The sequence below is a fragment of the Corynebacterium pyruviciproducens ATCC BAA-1742 genome (genome assembly GCF_000411375.1).
GTDB classification, from domain to species: Bacteria; Actinomycetota; Actinomycetes; order Mycobacteriales; family Mycobacteriaceae; genus Corynebacterium; species Corynebacterium pyruviciproducens.
In genome coordinates this window covers 68,591-92,380 of the sequence record NZ_KE150447.1, presented here as the reverse complement: position 1 = coordinate 92,380, position 23,790 = coordinate 68,591, and the positions used below count along the sequence as shown (strand labels likewise).

Sequence of the window (23,790 nt, the reverse complement as noted above, 5' to 3'; positions counted from 1 at the left end):
GTAAGTTCTCGTGTGACCGGTTGGTAGCTAAATCAGGGTGATGATTTGGTGGTGATCACTGGGCTATGTACTTGTTGCCGGAGTTTAGCTCTTCAGGATTATCTCATCAGATAATGGGAGGGGAGTTGCGCTCGTCTTTCTTAACTCCGCTCCCTGCATGCCTACGTCTTGCTAAGTTGAAATCATGAGTCGTGTGATGGCGGTGGCCGATGCTTTGACGCTGGGGCGGGTGCGGGAAGAATCCCCGGCCTGGTCGCTGCTGGCGGCAACCAACGCGCCGGCGATACTTGCGGTGCTCGAAGAGGCGTTCCATGGCGATAACCGCACGTTGGCGGGAAGTGAGCTTTTGATGCAGGTCGATTCCATGCTGGTGGAGATCCGCGAACAGACGAAGATGGAACTTCCCAAATCAGCCGCAGCCTATGTGGGCGACTGGGTGAAGGCCGGCTACCTCGTGCGACGCAGCCCGCAGGGCGAGACGGAAGAATTTTACGAGCTCTCCTCCGACGCGCACGTCGCCCTTGAGTACGTGGAGGAACTTGTCGAGCCACAGCGGGTGGTCACGGGCTCACGGCTGGGGATTGTGTACTCCAGCCTCACCGATCTCGCTGCGGATACCGACCCCGACGAGCAAGCTGCGATCGCCCGCCTGGAGGCGCAACGGGAAAGAATCGATGCCCGCATCGCCACCATCAGGGAGCGCGGCGTCACCGTCGCTTCTGAGAACGAGGCGCTGGAACGGGCGCGGGAAGTCTTGACCCTGGCACGGGGACTGCCCACGGACTTCGCGCGTATGCGCACCGACGTGGAGAAGGTGGATAGCGAGCTGCGGGAATCCATCGTGGAATCTGAAGTCAACGCTGGTGATGTGCTGAACAGTGTGTTCCGTGGGGTGGACCTCATCGAGGATTCGGAAGCAGGTCGCGCCTTCCGCGGGTTCTACGAGGTGTTCCTCAATAGCGAGCGTTCCGCGCAGATTGACGCGGTCATCGATGCCATCATGTCCCGTGATTTTGCGGCCAGGTTGTCTATGGAAGAACGTGAGGAGCTGCGTGGGCTCATGCGCACCCTCGATGAATCTTCCGGCCAGGTACATGACTCGATGACTGGGTTGTCACGTTCCCTGCGCAGGTTCGTGCAGTCGCGGGAGGCAGAGTCACAGCAGGCGCTCATCACCGCCATCAACGAGGCGCAGACGCTCGCCATGAAAGTGGGTAAACAGGGCATCGCCGGCAGCGCGAGAATCGGTGTGGAGCTGGAGCTCACGGCCCGGCAACCGCAGTCGATCTCCTCGTGGCAGCTGTATGACCCGGCAGATTATCGGATCGAGGAGGACCTTGTCACGGCCGAGTCCGGGTCCATCGACGTGGAGGCTCTGCTCGCGCGTATCCGAGAGACGGAGATTGATTGGCAGGAGCTCACCGCTAACGTCAACGCCGTGGTGGGGGAGCGCGGTGTTGCGACCATCGGGGAGGTGCTCGAGGCTCGTCCCGCTACGCAAGGCCTCGCCAGCGTGGTGGGGCTCATCAAGCTGGGCGCGCGCCACGGGGAGCGTGCCAATGGAACCGAGCTTGTTCGGTGGAAGTCCGGCACCGGCAAAGCGAGGCAAGCCCGCCTAAATCGGTGCGTTTTCACCGATCAGATTTCAGATACGTACCGTTCCCGCATTTTTGGAGGAAGCCATGGCTGACGATACCAAGCTCAGCGATTTTGACACGGGCACTCTCACCCTGGCGCAGCGTCGGGCGCTGGTGAAGCTCATCAAGGGGCCGTTTGTCTCCGCGTCCAATTCCGCAGACGCGGAGGATTTTCACGTAATCAGCGAGTCCCGCAAAGAAATAGCCTCTCAGCTGGACAACCTGTTTCTCACGCTCATCGTGGATGACACGGCGGGCATCGCCTACACCAAGGTGTGGGACACAGATCTGGAAGGAATGCGCAAGCTCCTGCGCGCGAAGCCACTCAACTTTGTGGAGACCATCACGATTCTCCACCTGCGCAGGCAGCTAGCAAAGGCGAACCCCAACGAGCGAACGATCGTCGATAAGACCGAGGTGTTCGAGGCCACCGCGCCCTACCAAACAGCGCAGGGCACCGACCACACCAAACAGGCAAGGAATTTCGATTCTGCCTGGAATAACCTGGTGAAATCAAAAGTCGTGGTGCCCACACCTACGCCCAACCGCTTCGAGGTGTCGCAGGTGTTGCGCGTCGTGTTCTCCAGCGACGAGATCAAGGCCGTCACGAGGAGCTTCGAAGAAATGCTAGAGGATACCGATGAGTAAACAGCCGATCGTCCCAGGTCAATTGCGCCTCACCACCCTCCAGGTGCACAATTGGGGCACCTTCAGCGGCCTCCACACGGTCCACGTTGCCCGCGAGGGGTTCCTCGTCTTTGGTCCCTCTGGTTCCGGCAAGTCCACGCTTATCGACGCAGTGAGCACCATCCTAGGTCCCTCCGGACGTCCCCGTTTCAACGCCGCAGCAACCGAATCCGGGAAGAAATCCGGCCGCGACCTCGTCACCTATTGTCGTGGCGCATGGCAAAAGGAACACGATGCAGAACTCGATGATGTTACCCGCTCCTACCTGCGCCCCGGTGCCATCTGGAGTGGCGTGGGTCTGCACTTCAGCGACGCTAACGGCACGGAGTTCACGGCAATCCGCATCATGTGCCTGTCTGCCAAAGTGGCCACGCCCGCAGACATCAAGAACCGCTTCCTCCTCCTGCCCGGGTTTGTGGACCTCAAGGAGTGCGAACCACTGGGCCACGACCAGGCACAGGAGGCGACAGCGAAGAAACTGTTCCCCGAGTGCATTGCCATGAACCGCAACCACGCTCCGTTCACCGCGGCGCTGCGAAGGCAGCTGGGAATCGCCGACGATAAGGCTCTCGAGCTCCTGCACCGCACCCAATCGGCCAAAACGCTAGGGGACCTCAACCAGCTCATCCGCGAATTCATGCTGCCGGAGCCACCCACCTTCGGTATCGCCGATTCGGCAGCCGAGAACTTCGTGCAACTCAAAACCGCCTACGCCACCGTGGTGAAGGCCCGCGAGCAGATCGAGGCCTTGCGTCCGCTCCGAGCAAACGCGGCAAAGCGCGACGAGCTTCTCGCTACCATCGACGCTCTCAATCTAGAGTTCGCTGCCATTCCCACCTACACCGCCAAGCGCCGGCTGCAATTCGAGCAGTCTGCTTTGCAAGAAAGCCAATCCATCTTCGATGAAGCCACCTCCACACTCGCGCAGGTGAAGAACCGCATAGAGGAACTAGGTGCCCGGGAACAGGGACTCAACTTGGCTATCAACGGGCAGCAGGGTGCAGGAATCGCGCAGGCGAAACTCCGGGTGAAGGAACTGAAGGCAGAGCTGGGGCGAGTACAAAAGAACTCGGCGCAATTCCACGCCTTCCTCTCGGATCTCACCACGGTGCGGCCCGCGAATAACGAGGATTTCATCAACCTGCGTGGCCAATTGCAAGACGAAATTGCCGTCCTAACAGACCACAAAGCTACCAACGCCAAGCGCTACGATGAAATACTTTCGCGGCTGCTCGAACTTAGAAAGACACTCGAGCAGACCAAGAAGGAGCTAGACACCGCGCAAAAATACGCCTCATCCATGGATGCGCGTCTCCTCGCGGCGCGCAGGCTGATCTGTGACATCACGGGGATCGATGAGAAAGCGTTGCCCTTCGTCGCCGATCTAATCCACATCGATCCCGCCGAGGTGAGGTGGCAGCCTGCTGCAGAGCGTGTCATGGGTGGATTTGCTCGCACGTTGCTTGTTCCCGACGAATACTACGGTGAGGTCGTCCGCGCGGTGGATGCCACGCACCTGGGAACCAAGCTCACCTACATTCATTTCGACACCGTGCTGGAAGGGTACTCCCCGTCGCGATTTACAGCACGAACATTGGGTTCCAAGATCATCGTCGAGCCCGGTCGTTTTGAGGGGTGGATCCAGTATCGCCTGTCCTCGGGGTTCGATCACCTGTGTGCGGAGAACGCAGAGGAATTCCGTCGCGCCGACCGTGCGGTGACGATGGCTGGCCAGATCCATGATAAGCAGCGGCACGTCAAGGACGATCGTTCCCGTATCGACGACCGCTCCCGCTGGGTGCTGTACGAGAATAACGAGGAGCGCATCGAGCTTCTCATCGAGCGCCAAAAGCGCACCCGCACCAAGCTGGAGGCGGAGGAGAGCGCGAGAAATCAGCTGCAGGAAAAGGAAGCTCGCGAGGCCGAGCAGATGGCCAGCGCCAAGCGTGTGCTGGAAACCGAAAGCTTCACCGAGATCGATGAAGCCGGCGCGCAGAAAAACCTTGACACCGCGCAGGGGGACCTCGATCGACTCGTCGATTCCAACAAGGAGCTCGCCCGATTGGAAAGTGAGCTGCGGTCGGTTCACGCGGAGAAGAAGAAAGCAGAAAAGGAGAAGGAGGCACTTACCGAGAAAATCGGCGTGGCGCGCAAGGACGTGAAGGTTGCCTCAGATCAGATAAAGTTGCTTCGCATCGCACTCGAGGGCTTGGAACCATTAAGTCCTGAGGTGGAAAGTCGCGTGAAGGCTAGACTTCTAAGTTTCTCCCACTCCGTTCGTCGCGACAACATCGACCAGATCACTCGCGATGCCGAGAATCAGATCAACAAGGAGCGAAAACAGGCAGTAGATCGGTGCGCTTCCACCGAAACAAACATTCGCGACGCTATGGACCGCTACCTGGTTCGGTGGCCGGAGCGCCAGGGTGACCTCGTGGCGGAAATGGTTGCGGTGGGCGATTTTCTCACGGAACTAGACCGTTTGGAAAGAGATGATTTGCCTGCCTTTGAAAGTAACTTCCGCAAGAAGCTCTTTGGGGATACCAACCACCATCTGCAGCGGCTCCGCAAGGAGATCACCTCAGCTGCGAAAGCCATCCGCACCGAGATAGACAAGCTCAACCAGTCGCTTGCCGTGGTGGATTTCTACCCCGGGCGCACCCTCAGGATCGAGGTCCGTGAATCAATGACGGCCTTGGCCCGGGACTTTTCGGACAAGCTCGCCCGCGCAGTTGATGGCACCCTGGAAAACGATGAGTCCCGCGCGCAGGAACGTTTCGAGGCCCTGTCCGCCGTCATCGATCACATCGTCGTGTCCGACCGCACCACCGCCAACCAGCGGAAGATGCGGCTCGATACGCGTTTCCATGTGGCGTTTTATGGTGTTGAGGTTGATGCGACTGGCAACCGTGGCGCGGTGTATGACTCCGCCGAAGGCCTCTCCGGCGGGCAGGCACAAAAGCTCTCCAGCTTCTGCCTCGCGGCGGCCCTCCGCTTCCGTCTTACCGGGATGGGGGAATCCGCAAGCAAGGCGCGCAAGTCCCGCGTCGAGGTGGATGGCAAAGTTTATCCACGTTACGGCACGATCATCCTAGATGAGGCGTTCGACCGTGCCGACGCGGACTTCACCCGCACGTCAATGGAGGTCTTCGATCAGTTTGGTTTCCACATGATCCTCGCTACGCCGGAAAAGCTACTGCAACCGGTGGAGGATTACATCGGCGGTGTCCTCATGGTGGAGTGCAAGGATCGGCGCACATCAACCACATCGTCCCTCACCATCGAGGAGGCTGAGCCCCTTGCGTGATGTTGCCTGGGCCCGTAAACGCGCGCTCACGTTTTATAACAACAACTTTCAATCCTGGTTGGCTGGTGATTTCTCGCCGCTTTCGCTTAACCTGCAGCCGCCGACGGTGAAGGACGTCGAGGCAGACGGTGGCGCGGCTTTCCGCGAGTGGAAAGCCGGTTGGGATGCGCATTGGGCGGAGCCGACGTACGTGGACAAGCGGCTGGGGCTCTACGGTACGTACTCGGTTCCCTTCCGGTTGGATATCGCCAGCGCTGACAAGGCAGCCCGACTGGCCGGGAAAACTGCTCACTGGCGGCACCTGAACGAGATTGCCAGCGCGATTGCCTGTGGCACTGGAATCCCAGATGCCATCCCCATTCTCGCCCGCAAGGTGAGTTCCTGGGAAGACTGGGCCGATCTCACAGTCACCCAGTTCAACGGTGTGGTGCGGTGGCTGCAGGTCCATGATGCGTCTGACTACTTTCAGCGTGAGCTGCCGATTCCGGGTGTAGACACCAAGTGGTTGGAGAAACACGGCGGGCTAGTATCAGCCATTGTTGGAAAGCCAACTTTCCGCCCGCGCCCAACGATGGTGGAGCTCAAGAGCCTTGACGAGGCTGTGCCTGTTCTCGGTGGTGTCCGTCACCTCTCGGTGGAAAGCGATGATTTAGAGCGCGTCCCCGCAGGCTTTGAGCTTGTCATCGTGGTGGAAAACTACACCACGTTCATTGCCTTGCCCTCCCTGCCCCGCACCCTTGCCGTCTACGGTGGTGGATTCTCCGTGACGGACAAACTCGACTTCATTGGGGCGAATACCCCTGTGTTGTACTGGAGCGACCTCGATAGCGCCGGGTTCGCCATGCTCGCCCGCGTGCGGGCCCACCTCCCCCAGGCGCGTTCCGTCCTCATGGACCTGGACACGGCGCGTGAACACCTGCCCTTTGCCGTGGAGGAACCCCAACCTACCACTGCGCCAAGCCAGTTGCTCACCTCCGACGAGCTAGCGACGTTTGAGTTCCTCCGCGAGCACTCCGCCGGTACGTGCGCCCGCATCGAGCAGGAGCGGATCGGGTACCCGTGGGTCTGTGATCGCCTGAACCTTGCAATGGAAGGCTTCCGTGACCTGCGGTAGCTCGGAAATGTGTAGTTGGTTTTTGTCTCAAGCGGTTAATATGGCCCCAAGTGGTGGCGGGAAACTCGAGGCTTCGGAAAAACAAAGATTAGCGTTACTCTGTGTGGAGTGTGATGTACGGCTGGGCTGGGGGCTCGAATCAGAAGATGTGAGGGGTTAAAGTCCGGACTTTATTTGGGATAGAGAGGTGGATTTCTGAGTAGACGTAAGTATTGCTGCCTCGCTTTCATCGCATGGATAACCAATTCGTTGCCGCTGTCGAAAATGAGAACGACGATTTCAAGCAGTCGACCATTGGGGTCGAATCCCAGCCGCAGTTCCCGATGTGGGTCTTCTTCGTCCAAGGGTTCAATCCACTGTGGCCAGGCGGTGGCGTAGAGAATGTCGTCATCGGTCAAGTTCTGACGCACGGCATGCTTCCTGGCGGAAGAGTGGAGAGAGATTGTCACGCCAGAACAGCTTCGCGTATTAGTTCAGAACGGGTCACGCCAAGCTTCTTCGCTCGGATATCGATGGCTTCAATTTCTTCGGGTGTGAAGCGCACTGCGACCACTTGGCTTGGGGCGGCACCGCGCCCGGGGCGCCCTCGTCCGCGTTTGATAAGGGCATCGACGTCGTAGCCGATTTCAGCCTCTGCGGCCCATTTATCAATTTCTTCTTCGGTCACAGGCGAACCGTTGATGGTCTCAGACATGTTTTTATTGTATTACGAAAAGCGGAAAACTGTCTATTACTTGTTCGGTCGGAGAAATGTATTTGTGGGGGAAAGGAGGGAAGTAAGGGTGTGTGGTTGCTCTTTACCTGATGAGCCTTCGACGCTCAAGGGATGTGCGAGCGCTTGTCCTTGCAGTGGAAAACTACTGTGACCAGCGTTAGTGTGAAAATTCTGGCCGGAGACTGTGCCTGTAGGGTGGGGAATCGCTGTTACCATGGCCCCATGCGTTTGTGGTCCCTTCACCCCGTGCACCTTGATAGGCAGGGTTTGCTCGCTTGCTGGCGGGAGGCACTCCTCGCGCAGAAAGTGCTGGCGGGACAGACTCGGGGTTACCGCAACCATCCACAGCTCATCCGGTTTAAGGAGCACCCGGACCCGCTGGCCGCCATCGGCTGCTACCTTGGTGGGGTACAGAAAGAGGCGACGGCGCGCGGCTACAATTTCGATGCCACCAAGATCCTCGTCCCCGATGCTGGCGCGGTGGAAAAGATTCCGGTTACAGATGGGCAGCTTGCCTACGAGTGGGAGCACCTGGGTGCGAAGCTGGCTCTTAGATCCCCAGAATTTGTGCGAGCGCCCCAGCCCACGGCCCATTTCCTCTTCGTGGTTGTGAGTGGCGGTATAGCCCCGTGGGAAGTGACGGGATAAAATACCAGCCATGGGTTTGAATTATCGCCAGCGGAAGAAGACTGGCAAAGATAGCTGGATCAACATCTCCGGTTCGGGCGCGTCCTTTTCCAAGCGCGTTGGTCCCATTACCTTCAACTCGCGCGGCGGGTTCTACATCAACCTGCCCGGCGGCATGAACTACCGGGGTCGCTGGAAGAAGTAGTTTCCTAGCGCGGGAGGCTGAATCGTCCGTCGGGCAGCTGTTCGGCGAGGCCATCTTCGAGGAGGCTGTAGAGCGCCCGGGAGCGCTGTGCGGCATCGGGCCAGGCGGTGTCGATGCTAGTCAGGGGCTCGTCGGTGTCGCGAAGGAGTGCCATGATCTTGCCGCGGACCTGGCGGTCGGTGCCCTCGAATTTCTGCACGCGCTTCTTCTTTTGGTGCATCTCCTCCTCGCTGGGCATGGGTTTTCCCGCTTCTACCCAGGCACATTGCGGCTGGAGCGGGCACTCGTCACACGTGGGGTTTGTTGCAGTGCACACGAGCGCGCCGAGCTCCATGAGGGCGACGGAAAGCTCGGGGGAGGGGGCGGGGATGCGGTTGAGGTCGGACTTTTTGGCAGGTGGGGTGAGGAAAAGGGCGTCGAAAAGCCGGTAGTGGACGCGCCGGACGTTGACATCCACCACGGGCACCGACTGCCCGAACGCGAAGCTCGCCACGGCCCGGGCGGTGTAATCACCGATTCCCGGGAGCGTGAGAAGTTCATCCACTTCCCGGGGAAACGGCGAGCCTGCGAGCTTGCGTGCGGCCTCCTGGAGGCGCAGCGCGCGCCGGGGATAACCAAGTCGGCCCCACGCGCGGAGCACGTCGGCGGTATCGGCTTGTGCCAAGTCCTTTGGGGTGGGCCACTTCTCCATCCACATCTTCCAGGCGGGGATGACGCGGTTCACCGGGGTTTGCTGACTCATCACCTCGCTGACGAGCACCGCCCACGGGCTCGTGCCGGGCTCGCGCCACGGCAGGGAACGGCCATTCTCGCGGTACCACGAATTAAGGGGTGAAGGGTCGAATTCCATGCAACCAACTGTAACAATAGGAGTATGACACCCAATGAAGCATGGTTGAAGCTCGTCGAAGGAAACAAACGATTCGTGGACGGTGCGGTTGAAGGACCGCATCGCGACGCGGCCAGGAGAGAGGAGCTGAAGGCGGGCCAAAAGCCGTTCGCCTGCGTGTTTGCCTGCGGCGATTCGCGTGTGCCCGTGGAGCTGCTGTTCGACCAGGGGCTTGGCGACGTCTTCGTGGTCCGCACCGCCGGTCACACCGTGGACACCGCGGTGCTCGCATCGCTGGAATTCGCCGTCGTGGGGCTCGGCGTTGACGTTCTGGTGGTGCTTGGCCACGAATCCTGCGGCGCGGTGGGTGCCACCAAGGCGGCGCTCGACGGCAACGGGATTCCGGATTCTTACCAGCGCTTCCTTGTGGAAAACATCGCCCCCGCCGCCATTCTCTCCAGTGGCGAGGGCAAGGCGACGCGGAAAGATATGGAGGAACGGCACGTGAAAGAGACCGTGAACCAGATCCTTGCGGAATGCTCGAAGATCAAGGAAGCCACCGAAAATGACAGCTGTGCGGTGCTAGGTGCTCGGTATGAGCTTGGCGGCCTGGTCACCCGCCTGGTGTAGGACACGCGGGGCCCGATAAGCGCAGGGCAGGGGTGATAACCGCATAAGGTAGACACCATGAGCAACAAGAGGCCCCTGCCGGACGTCATCTACACCCGCCGCCGAGTCGCCGCCGTGGTGATCCTGATCGTCGTCATCGCCCTCATCGTGCTGCTATTCAGGGCACTCGGTGGGCCGAAAGACACCGCAAACCCGGCGGCCACCTCCGAGGTGACCACGAGCGCGGAAACCACCACGCAGACCTCCACCGCCACCACCGTGACGGAGACGACAACGCCGACCAGCGGAGCGTCGACAAGCCCAACAACCACCACCACCAACGCGGCGGCGAACAAGAAAACCTGCGAGCTCAAAGACCTGGAAATCACCGCCACCAGCGACCAGCTGAACTACACCGGCGACCAGAAGCCACGCTTCTACGCCACCGTGCACAACCCCACCGGTGCGGACTGCGAGATCGACCTCAACAAGAACACCATCGCCTTTGAGGTGTACAACCTCGCCACCAACGAGCGCGTGTGGAGCGACATTGACTGCAGCGACTCCGTGGGCACCGGCACCGAGACCTTTAAGAAGGGCGAGGACCGCAAGTACGAGATCCCGTGGTCACGCACCGGCTCCGCGCCGGACAAGTGCGATAACCGGCAGCCCGTCGCCGCGGGCAGCTACTACCTGCACGCCCTCGTGGGTGACAACCACTCCGACGCGTGGACCTTTAATATCCGGTAACCACCCACATGAACTCCCGCGCCTTAGTCAGCGGGTGCTCCGGGAAAAGCATGTCATACTGAATCTGCTCCCCGCGGCTCAACGCAAAACCTCCTGTTTCCCCCGTGTACGGATCCTCCGTCCACGGGGTAACGTTGTCAAACCCGGTGTTGGCGTACATGGCCTTATCTCGGTAGCCCACGTCTCCTATCTCCGAGAATAACGCCTGCAGCTCCATCATTTCCTCATCCAGGAGTTGGATGGTGAGCATGTAATCGGTGCCCTGCGTCTCCTCGTTTTTCAGCTTCGCGATGACGGCCACGCACCGGGTGTTGCCCGCCGTGTAGCCGGGGGAGGCGTAAATAAGGGCCCCGTTTTCTGGGAGTTCTGCCTGCACACGGGGGATAAGCGTGTGAAGGTCCGTGGGGAGAACGTCGTTAGCGGCAAGCGGGCTGAAGACGGCGAAACCCTCGAAGTGCTCCTCGTGGAAAATGTACGTCTCGCTGTTTTCTGGGGCACCGCCCAGGTGAGCATCGGTTTTCTCCATGTAGGTGGGGAGTTGCATCTTCTTCATAGGTGTAACTGTAACGGGGCGGGGGAGTGAGTGGGGGAAGCGGCTTTGGTGCTGGGGTTTTGTGTGGCTGGGGTTTGGTGCTGGGGCTTGGCGCTGGGCACTGAACGCGTGTGCGGTTTTTATTCCCGCAGGTGGGCAAGTTTGCTACCTGGTTCAGTGCCCAGTTTTGGTACGCCGGGTTTTGGTACGCCGGGTTTGGCGCGCAGCGCTCTAACGCAGGATCTTCAGCGCCTCGGTGAGCGTTGCCACCTGCTTGATCCGCATGCCTGTGACGCGGGGGCGGTCGCCTGCGGGGATGATCGCCATCTCGTAGCCGAGGCGGGCGGCCTCCTGGAGGCGGCGGGACACGTTGGGGATGCGGCGGATCTCGCCGGCGAGACCCACCTCGCCGAGGACCACGAGCTTGGGAGGTAGGCTCGTCTTCTTCATGGCGGAGGCGGTGGCGAGCGCAACGGCGAGGTCGGTGGCGGGCTCCTTGATCTTCATGCCGCCGACGGTTGCCACGTAGGCATCCTTGTCGGAGGTTTTCACGCCCGCGCGGGACTGCAGCACGGCGAGCACCATGGGAACGCGGTTGTAGTCCAAGCCGGTGACCTGGCGGCGCGGGTTCTTGGTCTGCGTCTCCACCATGAGGGCCTGCACCTCAGCGAGCATGGGGCGCACCCCGTCCATGGCGACGGTGACGGCGGTGCCGTCCGGGGTCTGGTCGCGGTGGGAGAGGAACAGGCCACTGGGGTCTTCCACCTCCTTGATGCCGTCGGATTGCTGCTCAAAGCAGCCGACCTCGTCGGTGGCGCCGAACCGGTTCTTAATGCCGCGCAGCATTCTGAGGTTGGAGTTGGTGTCGCCCTCAAAGTTGAGGACAACGTCCACGAGGTGTTCGAGCACGCGGGGGCCGGCGACGTTGCCGTCCTTGGTCACGTGGCCGACGAGAAGCAGCGGAATCCCGGTGGTTTTGGCAAGCGCGGTGAGCTGCGCGGTGACGGCGCGGGATTGCGCCACGCCACCGGCGACGCCCTCCACGCCGGGGGCGTGCATCGTCTGCACCGAGTCGACGATGACGAGCGAGGGCTTGACCTGGTTCACGTGGCCTGCCACCACGTCGAGGTTGGATTCGGCGGCGAGGAAGAGAGTATCGTGCAGCGCGCCCGTGCGTTCCGCGCGCATGCGCACCTGGCCTGCGGATTCCTCGGCGGTGACGTAGAGGGCGGTGCGGCCGAGCGAAGCCCAGCGGCTGGCGACCTCGAGCAGCAGGGTGGACTTGCCCACTCCGGGCTCGCCGGCGAGGAGCACCACGGAGCCCTTGACAATCCCTGAGCCCAAGACCCGGTCGAGCTCCCCGATGCCGGTGGGTACGGCCTTCGCCGTCGCGCCGCGCACCGTGGTGATCGGCTGGGCGGGGGAGGTGGGGGTGAGCGCCTGGATGGTACGGGCGGCACCGCGGCCCGCCGAGCCGGCGGACGTGGATGCCACGGCCTGTTCTTCCAGCGTGCCCCACGCGCCGCACTCGGGGCAGCGCCCCAGCCACTTCGGCGTGGAGTATCCGCACTCGGTGCACACGTGCACGCTCTTCTGTTTCCTTGCCACGGCTGTGGTTCCCCTTCCTTGTCTTTTTACACTGTAGTGCACAGCGGTGGCATCCACGGGGGCGGCGCTGGAATCCGCCGACCGTGGGCGCGCGAAAAAGCACCCCGCGAACGATTCGGCGGGGTGCTTGATCGAAAAGGAGGTGTATTTAGAGTTCCTTCGACACCGGGGCGTTGACGGTGACGTCGCCGTTGGAGAAGGAGAAGGTCACCTCGCGCTGCTGGCCGGGGACTGCGCCCGGATCCGCGATGGTGGCGATGCCGTACTCGGCGCACATGTGGGCACGATCGGCGGAGGGCTGGACCTCGTTTTGACGCGGGGTGTTGACAATGAGGCTGCAGCCGGAACCGATGTTCGGGTTGGCTGCCAGCTGGACGGGGGTGCCGTCAACCGTGACGCTGTTGAGGTTGACTGCCTCGCCGCCGACCTTTTCGTCGTTCACCGCAGTGAACTTGAGGGAGGCCTGGCTGGAATCGGTGACCAGAATGGTGACATCGCGGACGTTCACAGCGGTGTCTTCGGTCTGCCCGGAAGCCCCGTCGACAGCTGCGACCTGGTCAGCGGTTTGGGAAATTTGGCCTGCGCCACAGGCGGTGAGGCCGAGGGATGCAGCGCCAATCACTGCGATGGCAAGAGCGGAGCGGGTCTTCACTAAAGTATCCTCCAACTGAGAAGTTCTTTATAATCGTCTACCCACTCACCTTAATCTTTTCGTGCAGGCTTTACCTACCAGGTAGGGGATAGCGGGGGCAATCGAATAGGTGACATCGTCGTACAAAAGGGTGTAATGAAGGATCTGGTAAAATGCCGGGGAGCTAGCAATATTTGGAGGAGAGGCTATGGAATTCAACGTCGGGGATATTGTTGTCTACCCGCACCACGGTGCTGCTGAGGTGCAAAAGACCGAGCAGCGCGAGCACAAGGGGGAGATGACTGATTTCCTGGTTTTGAAGATTCTGCACTCTGACCTCGTTGTTCGTGTCCCCGTCGCCAACGCTGAGTACGTCGGCGTGCGTGATGTCGTGGGCAAGGAAGGCCTGGAGAAGGTCTTTGGGATGCTCCGCGAGACGGACGTGGAGGAGGCCGGCAACTGGTCCCGGCGGTACAAGGCCAACCAGGAGCGCCTCGCGTCCGGCGATGTGAATAAGGTTGCCGAGGTCGTCCGTGACCTGTGGCGTCGCGATCAGGACCGGGGCTTGTCCGCCGGTGAGAAGCGCATGTTGGCCAAGGCCCGGCAGATCCTGGTGGGTGAGCTTGCGCTTGCCGGTCCCGTGGACGATAAGCTTGCCGACGACTTTGAGGCCCGCATTACCGAAGAGGTCACCCGTCAGCGTGAGGTCCGCGCCCCCAAGCCGAAGGCCGAGCTGGGCGAGGACGAAGAGCTGGACATCGACCTCGACGATATCGATTTCGACGACGAGTAAGCCCCGATGAGGGTTTTCGCACTCGTCGCCGCCGCGGGCAAGGGCACCCGTCTCGGTGCCGACCTGCCCAAGGCGTACGTCACCCTGCGGGGGCGCACGCTCATGGAGCGGTCCGTCACGGCCATTGAGACCGCCGAGATTGCAGACGGCATCTTCGTTGTCGTCCACCCCGATATGGAGGCCCACGCCCGTAAGGTCCTCGCGGGCCACGAGGTGACCTTTGTCCACGGCGGCAAGGAACGCTTCGATTCGGTGGCCGCCGGTCTGCGCGCGATCCCCGATGCGGATGGGGTGGTCCTCATCCACGACGCCGCCCGCGCGCTCACCCCGCCGGGGCTCTTCGCCCGCGTTTCCCGCGCCGTGCTCGAGGGCCACGAGGCCGTCATCCCCACGGTCCCCGTAGCGGACACGATCAAGGTGGTTGAGGATAACGTGGTCAAGGCAACCCCGGACCGGGCGAGCCTGAGGGCGGTGCAGACCCCGCAGGGCTTTGATCTGCGCGCCTTGCGCGAGGCTAACCGCGAGTTTTTCGCCCACCCCTTCGATGCCACCGACGATGCCTCCATCATGGAGCACGCGGGCCACACGGTGACCACGGTCGCCGGCGACCCGATGGCATTCAAGATCACCACTCCCATCGACCTCCTGCTCGCCGAGCACATCGCGGGCGAGGCGGAGGAGACAGTATTTGAGGTGCCCAGTGAAACTTCCTAGAACCGGCATCGGCGTGGACGCACACCGCATCGAGCCCGGTAAGCCCTGCATGATCGCCTGCCTCCACTTCCCGGATGCCGACGGCTGTGAGGGCCATTCCGACGGGGATCTCGTTGCTCATGCGCTTGTCGACGCCCTCCTCTCCGCCTCCCACTTAGGAGACCTCGGCTCGTTTGTTGGAGTCGACCTCCCGGAGACGAAGGGCATCTCCGGTGCGGCCCTGCTTCAGGCTGCTCGAGCAAAGCTCGAGCAGGAGGGGTTCACCCTCGGTAACGTCGCCTGTCAGCTCGTCGGCCAGTCACCCAAGATGGGCCCGCGCCGGGCCGAGGCAGAACAAAAGATTGAGGAGATCCTCGGCTGCCCGGTGTCTATCTCCGCCACCACGACGGACAAGATGGGTTTTACCGGCTCCGGTGAGGGACGAGCTGCGGTAGCCACGGCGCTCGTCTACTAGACTGTGGTGCGTGACTTTCCGCATATTTGATTCCAAAACACGCACGCTTCAGGATTTCGTCCCGGTCCGCCCCGGGCACGCCTCGGTGTACCTGTGTGGTGCCACCGTTCAATCGATCCCGCACATCGGGCACGTCCGCAGCGGTGTGGCCTTTGACATTTTGCGGAACTGGCTGGAGGCCAAGGGGCTGGATACGGCCTTTGTACGCAACGTGACCAATATTGATGACAAGATCCTCACCAAGGCGAAGGAAAACGGTCGTCCCTGGTGGGAGTGGGCCGCCACGCACGAGCGCGCCTTCCAGGAGGCGTACCGCATCCTCGGTGTCACCCCGCCATCCATCGAGCCGCGCGCCACCGGCCACATCACCGAGATCATCGAGTACATGCAGCGCATCATCGATAACGGCCACGGTTACGCGGCCGACGGCAACGTGTACGCCACCCCCGCCACCATCGAAGGCTACGGGGAGCTGTCCGGCCAGAAGATCGACGAGTTGGACCAGGGCGAATCCCAGGGCACCGGCAAGCGGGACCCGCGCGATTTCACCCTGTGGAAGGCCGCCAAGCCAGGCGAGCCGAGCTGGCCCACCCCGTGGGGTTCGGGCCGCCCCGGCTGGCACATCGAGTGCACGGCGATGTCCACCAAGTACCTGGGCAGCGAGTTTGATATCCACTGCGGCGGGCTGGACCTCAAGTTCCCGCACCACGAGAACGAGATCGCCCAGGCCACGGCCGCCGGCGACAAGTTCGCCCGGTACTGGATGCACAACGGCTGGGTGACTATGTCCGGCGAGAAGATGAGCAAGTCGCTGGGCAACGTGCTTTCCGTGCCCAACGTGGTGGAGCTTGTGCGCCCGGTGGAGCTGCGCTACTACCTCGGCTCCGCCCACTACCGTTCCATGCTCGAGTACTCGGAGAAGGCACTCCACGAGGCAGCTGCCGGTTACCGCCGCATCGAGGATTTTGTCAACGGTCAGGGCCCGGTCAGCCCCGGCACTCTCCCCGCCGCGTTTGTCAACGCGCTTGACGACGATCTCTCCGTCCCCGCCGCCCTCGCCGTTGTCCACACCACCGTCCGTGAGGGCAACGCCCACCCGGACAAGGCCTATGAGCTCGCCGGCCAGGTCCGCGCCATGACGGCGATCCTCGGCGTCGACCCACAGTCCGAGACGTGGGCGAAGAGCGCCGATTCGGATTCTTCCGACGCGTTGGCTAAGCTCGTCGAGGTTCAATTGGAGCGTCGCCACAAGGCCCGCGAGGATAAGGACTGGGCCACGGCCGATGCCGTGCGCGACGAACTCACCGCCGCCGGAATCGAATTAAAGGATGGCGCCGACGGCACGACCTGGAAGGTTATCAATGGTTAAGAAGATCAAGGGCTCCGGCGGCCAGCGTCGCCGCGGTCTGCGCGGCAAGGGCCCCACCCCCAAGGCCGTCGACCGCGTCTACCATAAGGCCCACAAGCAGGCTGAGGCGAAGAAGCGCTCCGATTCCGGCCGCCACTACAAGCCAAATATGTCCGATGAACTGGTTGTCGGCCGCAATCCCGTGGTGGAGTGCCTACACGCCAAGGTGCCCGCCGTGGCGATGTTCGTCGCGCTTGGCACCAAGGCAGATGAGCGCCTCGTGGAGTGCGTCGGCATCGCCAAGTCGCGCTCCATCCCCATCGTCGAGGTGTCCAAGCAAAAGCTCGACGAGATGACGGGCAACGGGCTCCACCAGGGCATCGGCCTGCAGATCCCCGAGTATCACTACGCGGATCTGGAAGACCTCATCACCCACGACGGCATGGTCGTGTTCCTCGATAACATTACCGACCCCCGCAACCTCGGCGCCGTCATCCGTTCCGTGGCGGCCTTTGGTGCTGATGGCGTTGTCATCCCCGAGCGTCGTTCCGCCTCCGTCACGGCCGTCACGTGGCGCAGCTCCGCCGGAACTGCGGCCCGCGTCCCGGTGGCCAAGGTGACTAACATGACCCGCGCCCTCAAGCAGTTCCAGGAGGCCGGCTACCAGGCCATCGGACTTGATGCCGGCGGGGAGCACACCCACGATTCCTACGACGGCACCGGCCCTGTGGTCATCGTCGTCGGCAGTGAGGGCAAGGGCATTTCCCGATTGGTCAAGGAGACGTGTGACACGATCGTGACGATCCCCATGGAGAACTGGGTGGAGTCCCTCAACGCCTCCGTCGCCGCCGGTGTGGTCCTTGCCGAGTTCGCCCGCCAGCGCCGCAACGCCACCTCCGGCGACTAAACCGTGGGCTCCGGCGAACTCGCCGGAGCAGCGCTCGCCTTGAGCTATTCAGCCTTGGCGAGCGCTTTCTTTTGTTGCCAGCCGATCAGCCTGCACACGAGGTAGATGACGAAGCTTACGGTGGTGACGAACACGCTCACCGGCAGCCCCGGTGCCAGCGACAGGACGAACCCGCCCACGGCCGCCGTGAGCGCGAACACGGTGGACAGCGCCACGGTGACGTACGGGTTGCTCGTCACCGCGCACGCCGCCGCCCCCGGCGTGATGAGGAGCGCCATGACGAGCAGCGCCCCGACGATCTGCACCGACTGCGCGGCCGTGAGCCCCACGATGATGGCGAAGAGCACCGAGTAGCCCTTGAGGTTGAGCCCCGTGGCCGCTGCCATGACGGGGTCGACGGTGGTGAACAGTAGCTGCCGGAATAAGACGAGCACTGTCCCGATCACCACCACCGCAATCGCCCCCAAAATCCACGTAGAGTTGCTGCTCACGCCCACAATCTGCCCGGTGAGGAGGGAGAAGGCCGCCTTCGAATTCCCCGGGTACAGGTAGATGAACAGCACCGACAAGCCGAGCCCGAAGCTCATGATGACGCCGACGACGCTGTCGTGGTGGGACGATGAATCGTCGAAAAGCGCCAGCAGAATGGCGGCGAGGATGGAGCCGATGACGGCCCCGGCATTGACATTGAAGCCGAGGAGGAGCGCGGCGGAGGCACCCATGAGTGCCAGTTCGCTTGTGCCGTGGACGGCGAAGCTCATGCGCCGCATGACGATGAGGGGCGCGATGATGCCACTCATGAGGCCGAGAATGGCGGCGGCGACCAAACCTGTTTGCACGAATCCTACGCTGAGCAGGTCAAGTGTTTGAGAAATCATGCGATAACGAGCCTGCCTCCGATGGTTGTGACGTCAACACGGTGGCCGTTGAGGCGGGTGAGTGTGTCGCTGGTGAGTACCTCGGCGGGGGTGCCGAGGGCGTGCCCGTGTGGGCCGATGTAGAGGATCCGGTCGACGTGGTCGATGATGGGGGCGACGGCGTGGGTGACCATGACGATGGCTGCCGGGTGGCTCACGAGTCTGTCCACGCTCGCTCGTTGCGCCTCGGCGTCGAGGGAGAGAAGCGGTTCGTCGGCGAGGATGAGCTCTGGTTCCTGCGCGAAGGCCTGCGCCTGCCTGATGAGTTGTTGCTGCCCGCCGCTCATGGTGCCGACGCGCAGGTTGGCCAGGTGAGATGCTCCCACCTGGGCGAGGTATTTTTCTGCCTGCCCCCGCTTGGCGGAGAGGTTCACCAGGTCCTTGCCGCGCAGCGGCAGGTCGCGGGGGAACATCTGCTGCTGGGGGATATAGCCCACCCGCGCATCGCAGGTGCAGGAGCCGCCGGTGAGGCGTTGCTGGCCGAGGAGGACGCGCACGAGCGTGGACTTTCCCACGCCGTTGGGGCCGAGGATGGCGATGAATTCGCCGGGGTGGACCTCGAGGCTGAGGTCGTGCCACAGGGGGCCGGCGGTGGCGTGGGTTAGGCAAACATGCACGTTACGAGAGTGCTTCCTTCAGTTCGGTGAGGCGGGAATCAAAGTAGTCGAGGAAGTTCGTGTCCGTGGGCGGAACCTCCGCGATTTCCACTATCTTAACGTTTGCTTCTTCAGCCGCCGCACGGATTCTCTTGGTGGTGTCCGTTGCCGTCGACGGGTTGAAGATGAGGACATCGATGCCGCCGCCCTTGAGTGTGGTGAGGAAGTCGTCCAAGGCTGCCGCGGAGGGCTCGGATTCCTTGAGGGTGGCTTCGCGGAAGGCCTGCGGGGTGGCGTCGGTGAGGGCCGAGTCCTCGATGATGGAGTCCGCGATCGGTTCAGTTTGCATGACGGTGCCTGCCGGTAGTTCCTGCACCTTCTTTTCCAGGGCTTCGGCCTTGGCGTTGGCCTCGTCCACGGTGGCGGTGCCGCCGAGTTCGGTGATCTTGTCGGCCACCTTGCCAATGACTTCTTCGATGGCGTGGGTGTCGTACCACACGTGCTCGGAGCCGTGCTCGTGGTGGTGCTCAGAATTTTCGTTCCCGTGCTGGTCACCGTCGGTTTCCTCTTCGTGGGGGGTGAGCGGCAGCGGGGACACCACCGCGTCTTTCTTCTCCTCGTCGAGGTTGGCGTATGCCCACGCGTCGTACCCGCCGCCGTTGGCGACGATGATGTCGGCGCGTTCGAGCTTGGCCATGTCCCCGGCGACGGGCTCGAAGGAGTGGGGGTCGACGTCTCCCTTTGAGATAATGGGTGTGACTGTGGCGTCGTTGCCGGCGACGGCGGAGGCGACATCGGCCCACACGGAGGTGGTGGCGACGATGTCGATGTGCGCGTCTGGTGTTTCCGTGGTGTCATTGGTGGCGGAGCAGCCGGCGAGTGCGAGCGCTGCCGCCGCACATACTATTGGAAAGCGTTTCATGTTGGCTATGATAAGAGATTGAAAACGGGTGTCAACTTGAGAGGAGTCCCCGTGGCACACAGGGTGACAATGGCGGAGGTCGCCGCCGCCGTCGGCGTGTCCGTGGCGACGGTGTCCAACGCCTACAACCAGCCGACGCAGCTGTCCCCAGCCACCCGCCGCAGGATCCTTTCCACCGCCACCCGGCTTGGCTACCGCGGCCCCAACGCCACCGCCCGCAGCCTGCGCACGCAGCGCACCGGCGCCGTCGGGGTCCTCTTCACCGACGACCTCACCTACGCCTTTGAGGACCGCGCCTCGGTCGACTTCCTCGCCGGCATGGCCGAGGCGAGCTACGGCACGAGCTTCTCGCTCACCCTCGTCCCCGCGTTTGGGGAGACGCTCAGCCCCGCCGAGCTCATCGGGCGCACCGCCGTCGACGGGTTCGCCGTCTACTCGGTGGGGGAGAACGACCCCTACCTGGAGGAGGTTCGCGCCCGGGGCCTTCCGCTTGTGGTGTGCGACCAGCCCTACATCGACCCGGCCGTCGCCTTCGTGGGCATCGACGACCGCGCCGCCATCCGCCCCTGTGCCGAGGCGGTGGTCGCCGCCGGTCACACGCGCCCGGGAATCCTGTGCATCCGCCTCGATCGCTCCCGTAACGATGGTCCGGTCACCCCCGCCCGTCTCGACGCCGCCACGCACCATGTGCAACGTTCGCGCGTGCAGGGCGCCCTCGACGTTTTTCATTCCGCCGGGCTTGTCGACGTTCCGATCATCGAACGCTACATCAACAACTCCCGCACCGCCGTCTCTGCGGCGAGGGAAATGCTCGAGCGCTACCCCGACCGGGATGCCCTCGTGTGCACTACGGACTCGCTGGCGCTCGGCGTCCACGCCCTTACCGGCGGGAAACTGGCGGTGACCGGGTTCGATGGCATAGAAATGGCGGTCCGCCTGGGCATCACCACGGTGGACCAGCACAACAAGCGCAAGGGTGCCACCGCGGGCAAGGTGCTCTACCAGGTCATCGAGGGGATGGCCCCCACCCACACGATCCTGCCCACCGAGTTTATTCCCGGCCACTCCGCAGGGATTGAACGAGGCTGGTGAGGTAGTCGCCAACGGCGGTGACGTCGGCAAGCCGGACGGTCGCCAGCGTCTCGCCGGGGCCCACCTTGACGCCCGTGTCGCCCTCGGCGAGGACGGCGAAGCCCGTCTCGTCGGTGACATCGTCGCCCAAGAAGATGACGTGCTCCCCGGGCCTGCGGTTGGCGGTAATCCACTCCCCCTTGGTGGCATCCGAGACGGAGAACTCCACCACGGCCTTGCCCTCCTGAATCCGGCCCCCAAACTCAATCGCGCGGGCCCGCTTTTGCAGCTCCTCCGCCCCGGAGGTCATCTTTCGTGTGTGCAGCACCCGCCCGAACGGCTTGATCTCCACCCAGGCACCGCCGTGAACAAGCCCGTCCAGGGCCGCGTCGAGGGTGGCGAGCTGACTGCTCTGCTCCTGTGTGGGGCCCGTCGGCTGGCCGAGCGCCTCGGCGCCGTGGGACCCGGCAAGGATGACCTCGTCGCGGACGTCGACAAGCTGAGTGAGGTGTTCAAGCGAGCGACCAGACAGGATCGCCACCCGCACGCCCGGGAGCGTGGAAAGCTCGTCCAGCGCGCGCATCGCCTCCTCATTAATCGGAACGTTCATCGGATCCGTGCTGAACTCCGCCAGCGTGCCATCGAAATCAGAAACAATAAACATCAATACACCAAATGGATAGACTCGTCTGCTTCGTTACGCAACGTCAACTCGCTGCCATCGCGCTCCACCCGCAGCGTACCAGCGAAGAACCGGACAAACTCCTCGTGGTAAAAAAGCGCCGCCCCCTCACACGCCGGCTCCTTCGGCGTGCGCACCCGCGACACCGTCACCGATGCCCCATCCTTCGCCGTCCGCGACGCACCCTTCACCGGGCCACACCCCGTATCGCCAGCAAACGAGTGCTCACCCAACACCACATACATTGCATTCGGTGGCGTCGGCGTCGCACCCGAATTCCAATACACCTCCGTCACCTGCCACAAGCGATCCTGCTCCGGATCCTTCGCACACCCCTGCGCGCCCACGGCCACAGCCACAGCAGCCACACACGCCACAACCCGCCTCAGCATGCGCGCGCCTCCCGCAACGCCGACAAGAAATCATTCGCCCAACGATGCACGTCATAGGCATAAACCCGCTGGTACATGGAGAGCATCCGCCCACGCGGATCCCCCTCGCCGCTCACCGCCGCCGCAATCGCCTGTGCAATGGACTCCACGTCAAACGGATTGCAGATATATGCCTGCGTCAACTCCTCCGCCGCGCCCGCGAACTCGCTCAACACCAGCGCGCCGGAGCCATCCGGGTGGCACGCCACGTACTCCTTGGCCACCAGGTTCATGCCATCCTTGAACGGGGTGACGAGCATGGTGTCGGCGGCGGCGTAGAGGTGGTAGAGGGTGGCGGCATCGACGGTGCGGTGCACGTACACCACCACCGAGCGGAAGAGGCCGCCGTACAGGCCGTTTATCCGAGAAACGTGGTGCTCCACCTCGGCGCGAGTCTTTTCGTAGTGTTCGACGCGTTCCCGGGAGGGAGTGGCGATTTGGACGAAGGTCGTGGTGGCGGGGTCGAGGATGCCGCGCTCGAAGCATCTTTCTACGGCGAGGAGGCGCGGGAGGATCCCCTTGGTGTAGTCGAGGCGGTCGACGCCGAGGAGGAAATGCTCGGGATTGCCCAGTTTTTCACGAATCGTCCCAGGTCGGGCCATGGAAGTGATTTTAGGGGTGTCGATGGAGATGGGTAGCGCCACCGTGTGGGGCGTGGTGCCGGCGAAGCGGAGGGCGGCGTCTTCGAAATTGCGGGCGGAGCGCTGCGTGTGGAAGCCGACGAGGTCGGCCCGGGCCAGCCCGCGGATGAGTTCTTCGCGCCAGGGCAGTTGGGCGATGAGGTCGGGGGAGGGGAAGGGGATGTGGAGGAAGAAGCCGACGGTGACATCGGGGCGCAGCTCTTTGACCATGCCGGGCACGAGGTGGAGTTGGTAGTCCTGTACCCATACTGTGGCGCCGGGGGCAGCAAGCCTAGCGATTTTTTCAGCAAATCGCCTGTTCACGGTGACAAACCGTTTCCACCATTGCGCGTTGTATACGGGTGGGACGATGAGATCGTGGAACAGGGGCCACAGGGTGGCGTTGGAGAAGCCCTCGTAAAACTCGGCGTAGTCATCCTCGTCGAGTGCGATGGGGGCGAGTGAGATACCGGAGTCGGTGGTGAACGGTTCCGGGGCATCGCCGGGGGTGCCGGCCCAGCCGATCCACGTGCCGTGGTGCTCGGCGAGGATGGGGGTGAGTGCGGTGACGAGTCCGCCGGGGCTGACCCGCCAAGAATCGCCGCGTCGCTCCACGGGGAGGCGATTCGCGGCGACGATGAATGAGGCGGTGGACGTCACAATGGAGGTGCTGCCTACTTAGCGGTTTTCTTGGTGGCCTTCTTGGCCGTCTTCTTGGTGGTCTTCTTTGTTGACTTCTTGGTGGTTTTCTTCGTCGTCTTCTTGGCCGTCTTCTTGGTGGTTTTCTTCGTCGACTTCTTTGTCGTCTTCTTGGACGACTTCTTCGACGACTTCTTCTTCGGGTCAGTGGTGGGCATCTCGACGCCCTCGGCCTCGGCGAACTGGGAGTACACGAAGCCGCCCGGGGTGATCCCCAGCATGGACGCGAGCATGACCGCGTCGTGGTAATCCTCGGAGTACGAGGCGACAACCCGGCGCGCAGCCGTAGCGGTCTCTTCCTCTAACTGCTGTTGCGCTTCTGCTTCCGCTTCGCGATCCCGGGAACTCCTAAAAGCCACGAAAATCAAACCTCCGATAGATAACT

General features: G+C 62.5%; 27 protein-coding genes. 14 read left to right on the top strand and 13 right to left on the bottom strand.

Features of this window, described 5'->3' with window-relative positions; translation table 11 throughout:
- Window positions 1-184 precede the first annotated feature (184 nt).
- From HMPREF1219_RS06925 to HMPREF1219_RS06910, 4 genes are read left to right on the top strand one after another with little or no spacing between them, the layout of a single operon-like run.
- Window positions 185-1,690 (top strand): DUF3375 domain-containing protein, encoded by a 1,506-nt coding sequence (locus tag HMPREF1219_RS06925; RefSeq protein WP_156823260.1) that lies wholly within the window; start codon window positions 185-187, stop codon window positions 1,688-1,690.
- Window positions 1,683-2,285, top strand: coding sequence for a DUF4194 domain-containing protein (locus HMPREF1219_RS06920; protein WP_016458177.1), 603 nt, complete (start codon window positions 1,683-1,685; stop codon window positions 2,283-2,285). The genes HMPREF1219_RS06925 and HMPREF1219_RS06920 overlap by 8 nt, the downstream gene beginning before the upstream one ends.
- On the top strand, window positions 2,278-5,631 hold the full coding sequence (locus tag HMPREF1219_RS06915; protein ID WP_016458176.1) for an ATP-binding protein: 3,354 nt from the start codon (window positions 2,278-2,280) through the stop codon (window positions 5,629-5,631). The genes HMPREF1219_RS06920 and HMPREF1219_RS06915 overlap by 8 nt, the downstream gene beginning before the upstream one ends.
- Window positions 5,624-6,745, top strand: coding sequence for a Wadjet anti-phage system protein JetD domain-containing protein (locus tag HMPREF1219_RS06910; RefSeq protein WP_016458175.1), 1,122 nt, complete (start codon window positions 5,624-5,626; stop codon window positions 6,743-6,745). The genes HMPREF1219_RS06915 and HMPREF1219_RS06910 overlap by 8 nt, the downstream gene beginning before the upstream one ends.
- 170 nt (window positions 6,746-6,915) lie before the next feature.
- Here HMPREF1219_RS06910 and HMPREF1219_RS06905 read toward each other — a convergent pair whose 3' ends face one another.
- Together HMPREF1219_RS06905 and HMPREF1219_RS06900 are read right to left on the bottom strand one after the other, a co-directional pair.
- Window positions 6,916-7,128 carry a toxin gene (locus HMPREF1219_RS06905; RefSeq protein ID WP_425387094.1) on the bottom strand — a complete coding sequence of 71 codons (213 nt, stop codon included), beginning with the start codon at window positions 7,126-7,128 and terminating at the stop codon, window positions 6,916-6,918.
- A 62-nt stretch (window positions 7,129-7,190) separates the two neighbouring features.
- Entirely contained in the window at window positions 7,191-7,439 is a 249-nt protein-coding gene (locus tag HMPREF1219_RS06900; protein ID WP_016458173.1) for a ribbon-helix-helix domain-containing protein, read from the bottom strand.
- Between the two features lie 243 nt (window positions 7,440-7,682).
- Between HMPREF1219_RS06900 and HMPREF1219_RS06895 the strand changes: the two genes are divergently transcribed.
- On the top strand, window positions 7,683-8,108 hold the full coding sequence (locus HMPREF1219_RS06895; RefSeq protein WP_016458172.1) for a pyrimidine dimer DNA glycosylase/endonuclease V: 426 nt from the start codon (window positions 7,683-7,685) through the stop codon (window positions 8,106-8,108).
- A gap of 10 nt (window positions 8,109-8,118) precedes the next feature.
- On the top strand, window positions 8,119-8,292 hold the full coding sequence (locus HMPREF1219_RS12520) for a DUF4236 domain-containing protein (RefSeq protein ID WP_016458171.1): 174 nt from the start codon (window positions 8,119-8,121) through the stop codon (window positions 8,290-8,292).
- A gap of 4 nt (window positions 8,293-8,296) precedes the next feature.
- Here the strand turns inward: HMPREF1219_RS12520 and HMPREF1219_RS06890 are convergent, their stop codons facing one another.
- Entirely contained in the window at window positions 8,297-9,142 is an 846-nt protein-coding gene (locus HMPREF1219_RS06890; RefSeq protein ID WP_016458170.1) for an HhH-GPD family protein, read from the bottom strand.
- A gap of 24 nt (window positions 9,143-9,166) precedes the next feature.
- On the opposite strand from HMPREF1219_RS06890, the gene HMPREF1219_RS06885 reads away from it, so the two are divergent.
- Window positions 9,167-9,751, top strand: coding sequence for a carbonic anhydrase (locus HMPREF1219_RS06885; RefSeq protein ID WP_016458169.1), 585 nt, complete (start codon window positions 9,167-9,169; stop codon window positions 9,749-9,751).
- A 57-nt stretch (window positions 9,752-9,808) separates the two neighbouring features.
- Entirely contained in the window at window positions 9,809-10,480 is a 672-nt protein-coding gene (locus tag HMPREF1219_RS06880) for a hypothetical protein (protein WP_016458168.1), read from the top strand.
- On the opposite strand, the gene HMPREF1219_RS06875 is transcribed toward HMPREF1219_RS06880, so the two are convergent.
- The 3 genes from HMPREF1219_RS06875 to HMPREF1219_RS06865 form a co-directional block, all read right to left on the bottom strand.
- Window positions 10,467-11,033 (bottom strand): hypothetical protein, encoded by a 567-nt coding sequence (locus tag HMPREF1219_RS06875; protein ID WP_016458167.1) that lies wholly within the window; start codon window positions 11,031-11,033, stop codon window positions 10,467-10,469. The two genes, HMPREF1219_RS06880 and HMPREF1219_RS06875, sit on opposite strands and share 14 nt — an antisense overlap.
- 210 nt (window positions 11,034-11,243) lie before the next feature.
- Window positions 11,244-12,620 carry a DNA repair protein RadA gene (radA, locus tag HMPREF1219_RS06870; RefSeq protein WP_016458166.1) on the bottom strand — a complete coding sequence of 459 codons (1,377 nt, stop codon included), beginning with the start codon at window positions 12,618-12,620 and terminating at the stop codon, window positions 11,244-11,246.
- A gap of 148 nt (window positions 12,621-12,768) precedes the next feature.
- Window positions 12,769-13,272: a hypothetical protein gene (locus tag HMPREF1219_RS06865; protein ID WP_016458165.1), complete on the bottom strand. Its 504-nt coding sequence runs from the start codon at window positions 13,270-13,272 to the stop codon at window positions 12,769-12,771.
- A gap of 187 nt (window positions 13,273-13,459) precedes the next feature.
- Between HMPREF1219_RS06865 and HMPREF1219_RS06860 the strand changes: the two genes are divergently transcribed.
- From HMPREF1219_RS06860 to rlmB, 5 genes are read left to right on the top strand one after another with little or no spacing between them, the layout of a single operon-like run.
- The gene (locus tag HMPREF1219_RS06860) at window positions 13,460-14,044 is read left to right on the top strand and encodes a CarD family transcriptional regulator (protein WP_016458164.1); all 585 of its coding nucleotides are present in this window, start codon (window positions 13,460-13,462) and stop codon (window positions 14,042-14,044) included.
- Window positions 14,045-14,050: 6 nt separating this feature from the next.
- A complete protein-coding gene (gene ispD / locus HMPREF1219_RS06855) occupies window positions 14,051-14,758 on the top strand; it encodes a 2-C-methyl-D-erythritol 4-phosphate cytidylyltransferase (RefSeq protein ID WP_016458163.1) in 708 nt (235 codons plus the stop codon).
- Window positions 14,745-15,212: a 2-C-methyl-D-erythritol 2,4-cyclodiphosphate synthase gene (ispF, locus tag HMPREF1219_RS06850; RefSeq protein ID WP_016458162.1), complete on the top strand. Its 468-nt coding sequence runs from the start codon at window positions 14,745-14,747 to the stop codon at window positions 15,210-15,212. The genes ispD and ispF overlap by 14 nt, the downstream gene beginning before the upstream one ends.
- A 10-nt stretch (window positions 15,213-15,222) precedes the next feature.
- A complete protein-coding gene (gene cysS / locus HMPREF1219_RS06845) occupies window positions 15,223-16,581 on the top strand; it encodes a cysteine--tRNA ligase (RefSeq protein ID WP_016458161.1) in 1,359 nt (452 codons plus the stop codon).
- Complete coding sequence (rlmB, locus tag HMPREF1219_RS06840) at window positions 16,574-17,467, top strand: 23S rRNA (guanosine(2251)-2'-O)-methyltransferase RlmB (protein ID WP_016458160.1); 894 nt, start codon at window positions 16,574-16,576, stop codon at window positions 17,465-17,467. Before cysS ends, rlmB begins: the two co-directional genes overlap by 8 nt.
- A 44-nt stretch (window positions 17,468-17,511) precedes the next feature.
- On the opposite strand, the gene HMPREF1219_RS06835 is transcribed toward rlmB, so the two are convergent.
- The 3 genes from HMPREF1219_RS06835 to HMPREF1219_RS06825 are packed head-to-tail and all read right to left on the bottom strand — an operon-like array spanning window position 17,512 to window position 19,902.
- Window positions 17,512-18,345 (bottom strand): metal ABC transporter permease, encoded by an 834-nt coding sequence (locus tag HMPREF1219_RS06835; RefSeq protein WP_016458159.1) that lies wholly within the window; start codon window positions 18,343-18,345, stop codon window positions 17,512-17,514.
- Window positions 18,342-19,001, bottom strand: a complete 660-nt coding sequence (locus HMPREF1219_RS06830) for a metal ABC transporter ATP-binding protein (protein WP_016458158.1) — start codon at window positions 18,999-19,001, stop codon at window positions 18,342-18,344. Before HMPREF1219_RS06830 ends, HMPREF1219_RS06835 begins: the two co-directional genes overlap by 4 nt.
- A gap of 1 nt (window position 19,002) precedes the next feature.
- Window positions 19,003-19,902, bottom strand: coding sequence for a metal ABC transporter solute-binding protein, Zn/Mn family (locus tag HMPREF1219_RS06825; RefSeq protein ID WP_016458157.1), 900 nt, complete (start codon window positions 19,900-19,902; stop codon window positions 19,003-19,005).
- A gap of 69 nt (window positions 19,903-19,971) precedes the next feature.
- Between HMPREF1219_RS06825 and HMPREF1219_RS06820 the strand changes: the two genes are divergently transcribed.
- On the top strand, window positions 19,972-20,994 hold the full coding sequence (locus HMPREF1219_RS06820) for a LacI family DNA-binding transcriptional regulator (protein ID WP_040427405.1): 1,023 nt from the start codon (window positions 19,972-19,974) through the stop codon (window positions 20,992-20,994).
- Here the strand turns inward: HMPREF1219_RS06820 and otsB are convergent.
- From otsB to HMPREF1219_RS12810, 4 genes are read right to left on the bottom strand one after another with little or no spacing between them, the layout of a single operon-like run.
- The gene (gene otsB / locus HMPREF1219_RS06815) at window positions 20,954-21,637 is read right to left on the bottom strand and encodes a trehalose-phosphatase (protein WP_016458155.1); all 684 of its coding nucleotides are present in this window, start codon (window positions 21,635-21,637) and stop codon (window positions 20,954-20,956) included. The genes HMPREF1219_RS06820 and otsB overlap by 41 nt on opposite strands.
- Window positions 21,637-22,047: an META domain-containing protein gene (locus HMPREF1219_RS06810; protein WP_016458154.1), complete on the bottom strand. Its 411-nt coding sequence runs from the start codon at window positions 22,045-22,047 to the stop codon at window positions 21,637-21,639. Before HMPREF1219_RS06810 ends, otsB begins: the two co-directional genes overlap by 1 nt.
- Window positions 22,041-23,366 (bottom strand): alpha,alpha-trehalose-phosphate synthase (UDP-forming), encoded by a 1,326-nt coding sequence (locus HMPREF1219_RS06805; protein ID WP_016458153.1) that lies wholly within the window; start codon window positions 23,364-23,366, stop codon window positions 22,041-22,043. The genes HMPREF1219_RS06810 and HMPREF1219_RS06805 overlap by 7 nt, the downstream gene beginning before the upstream one ends.
- 14 nt (window positions 23,367-23,380) lie before the next feature.
- Entirely contained in the window at window positions 23,381-23,773 is a 393-nt protein-coding gene (locus HMPREF1219_RS12810) for a histone (RefSeq protein ID WP_211212636.1), read from the bottom strand.
- Between the last annotated feature and the right edge of the window lie 17 nt (window positions 23,774-23,790).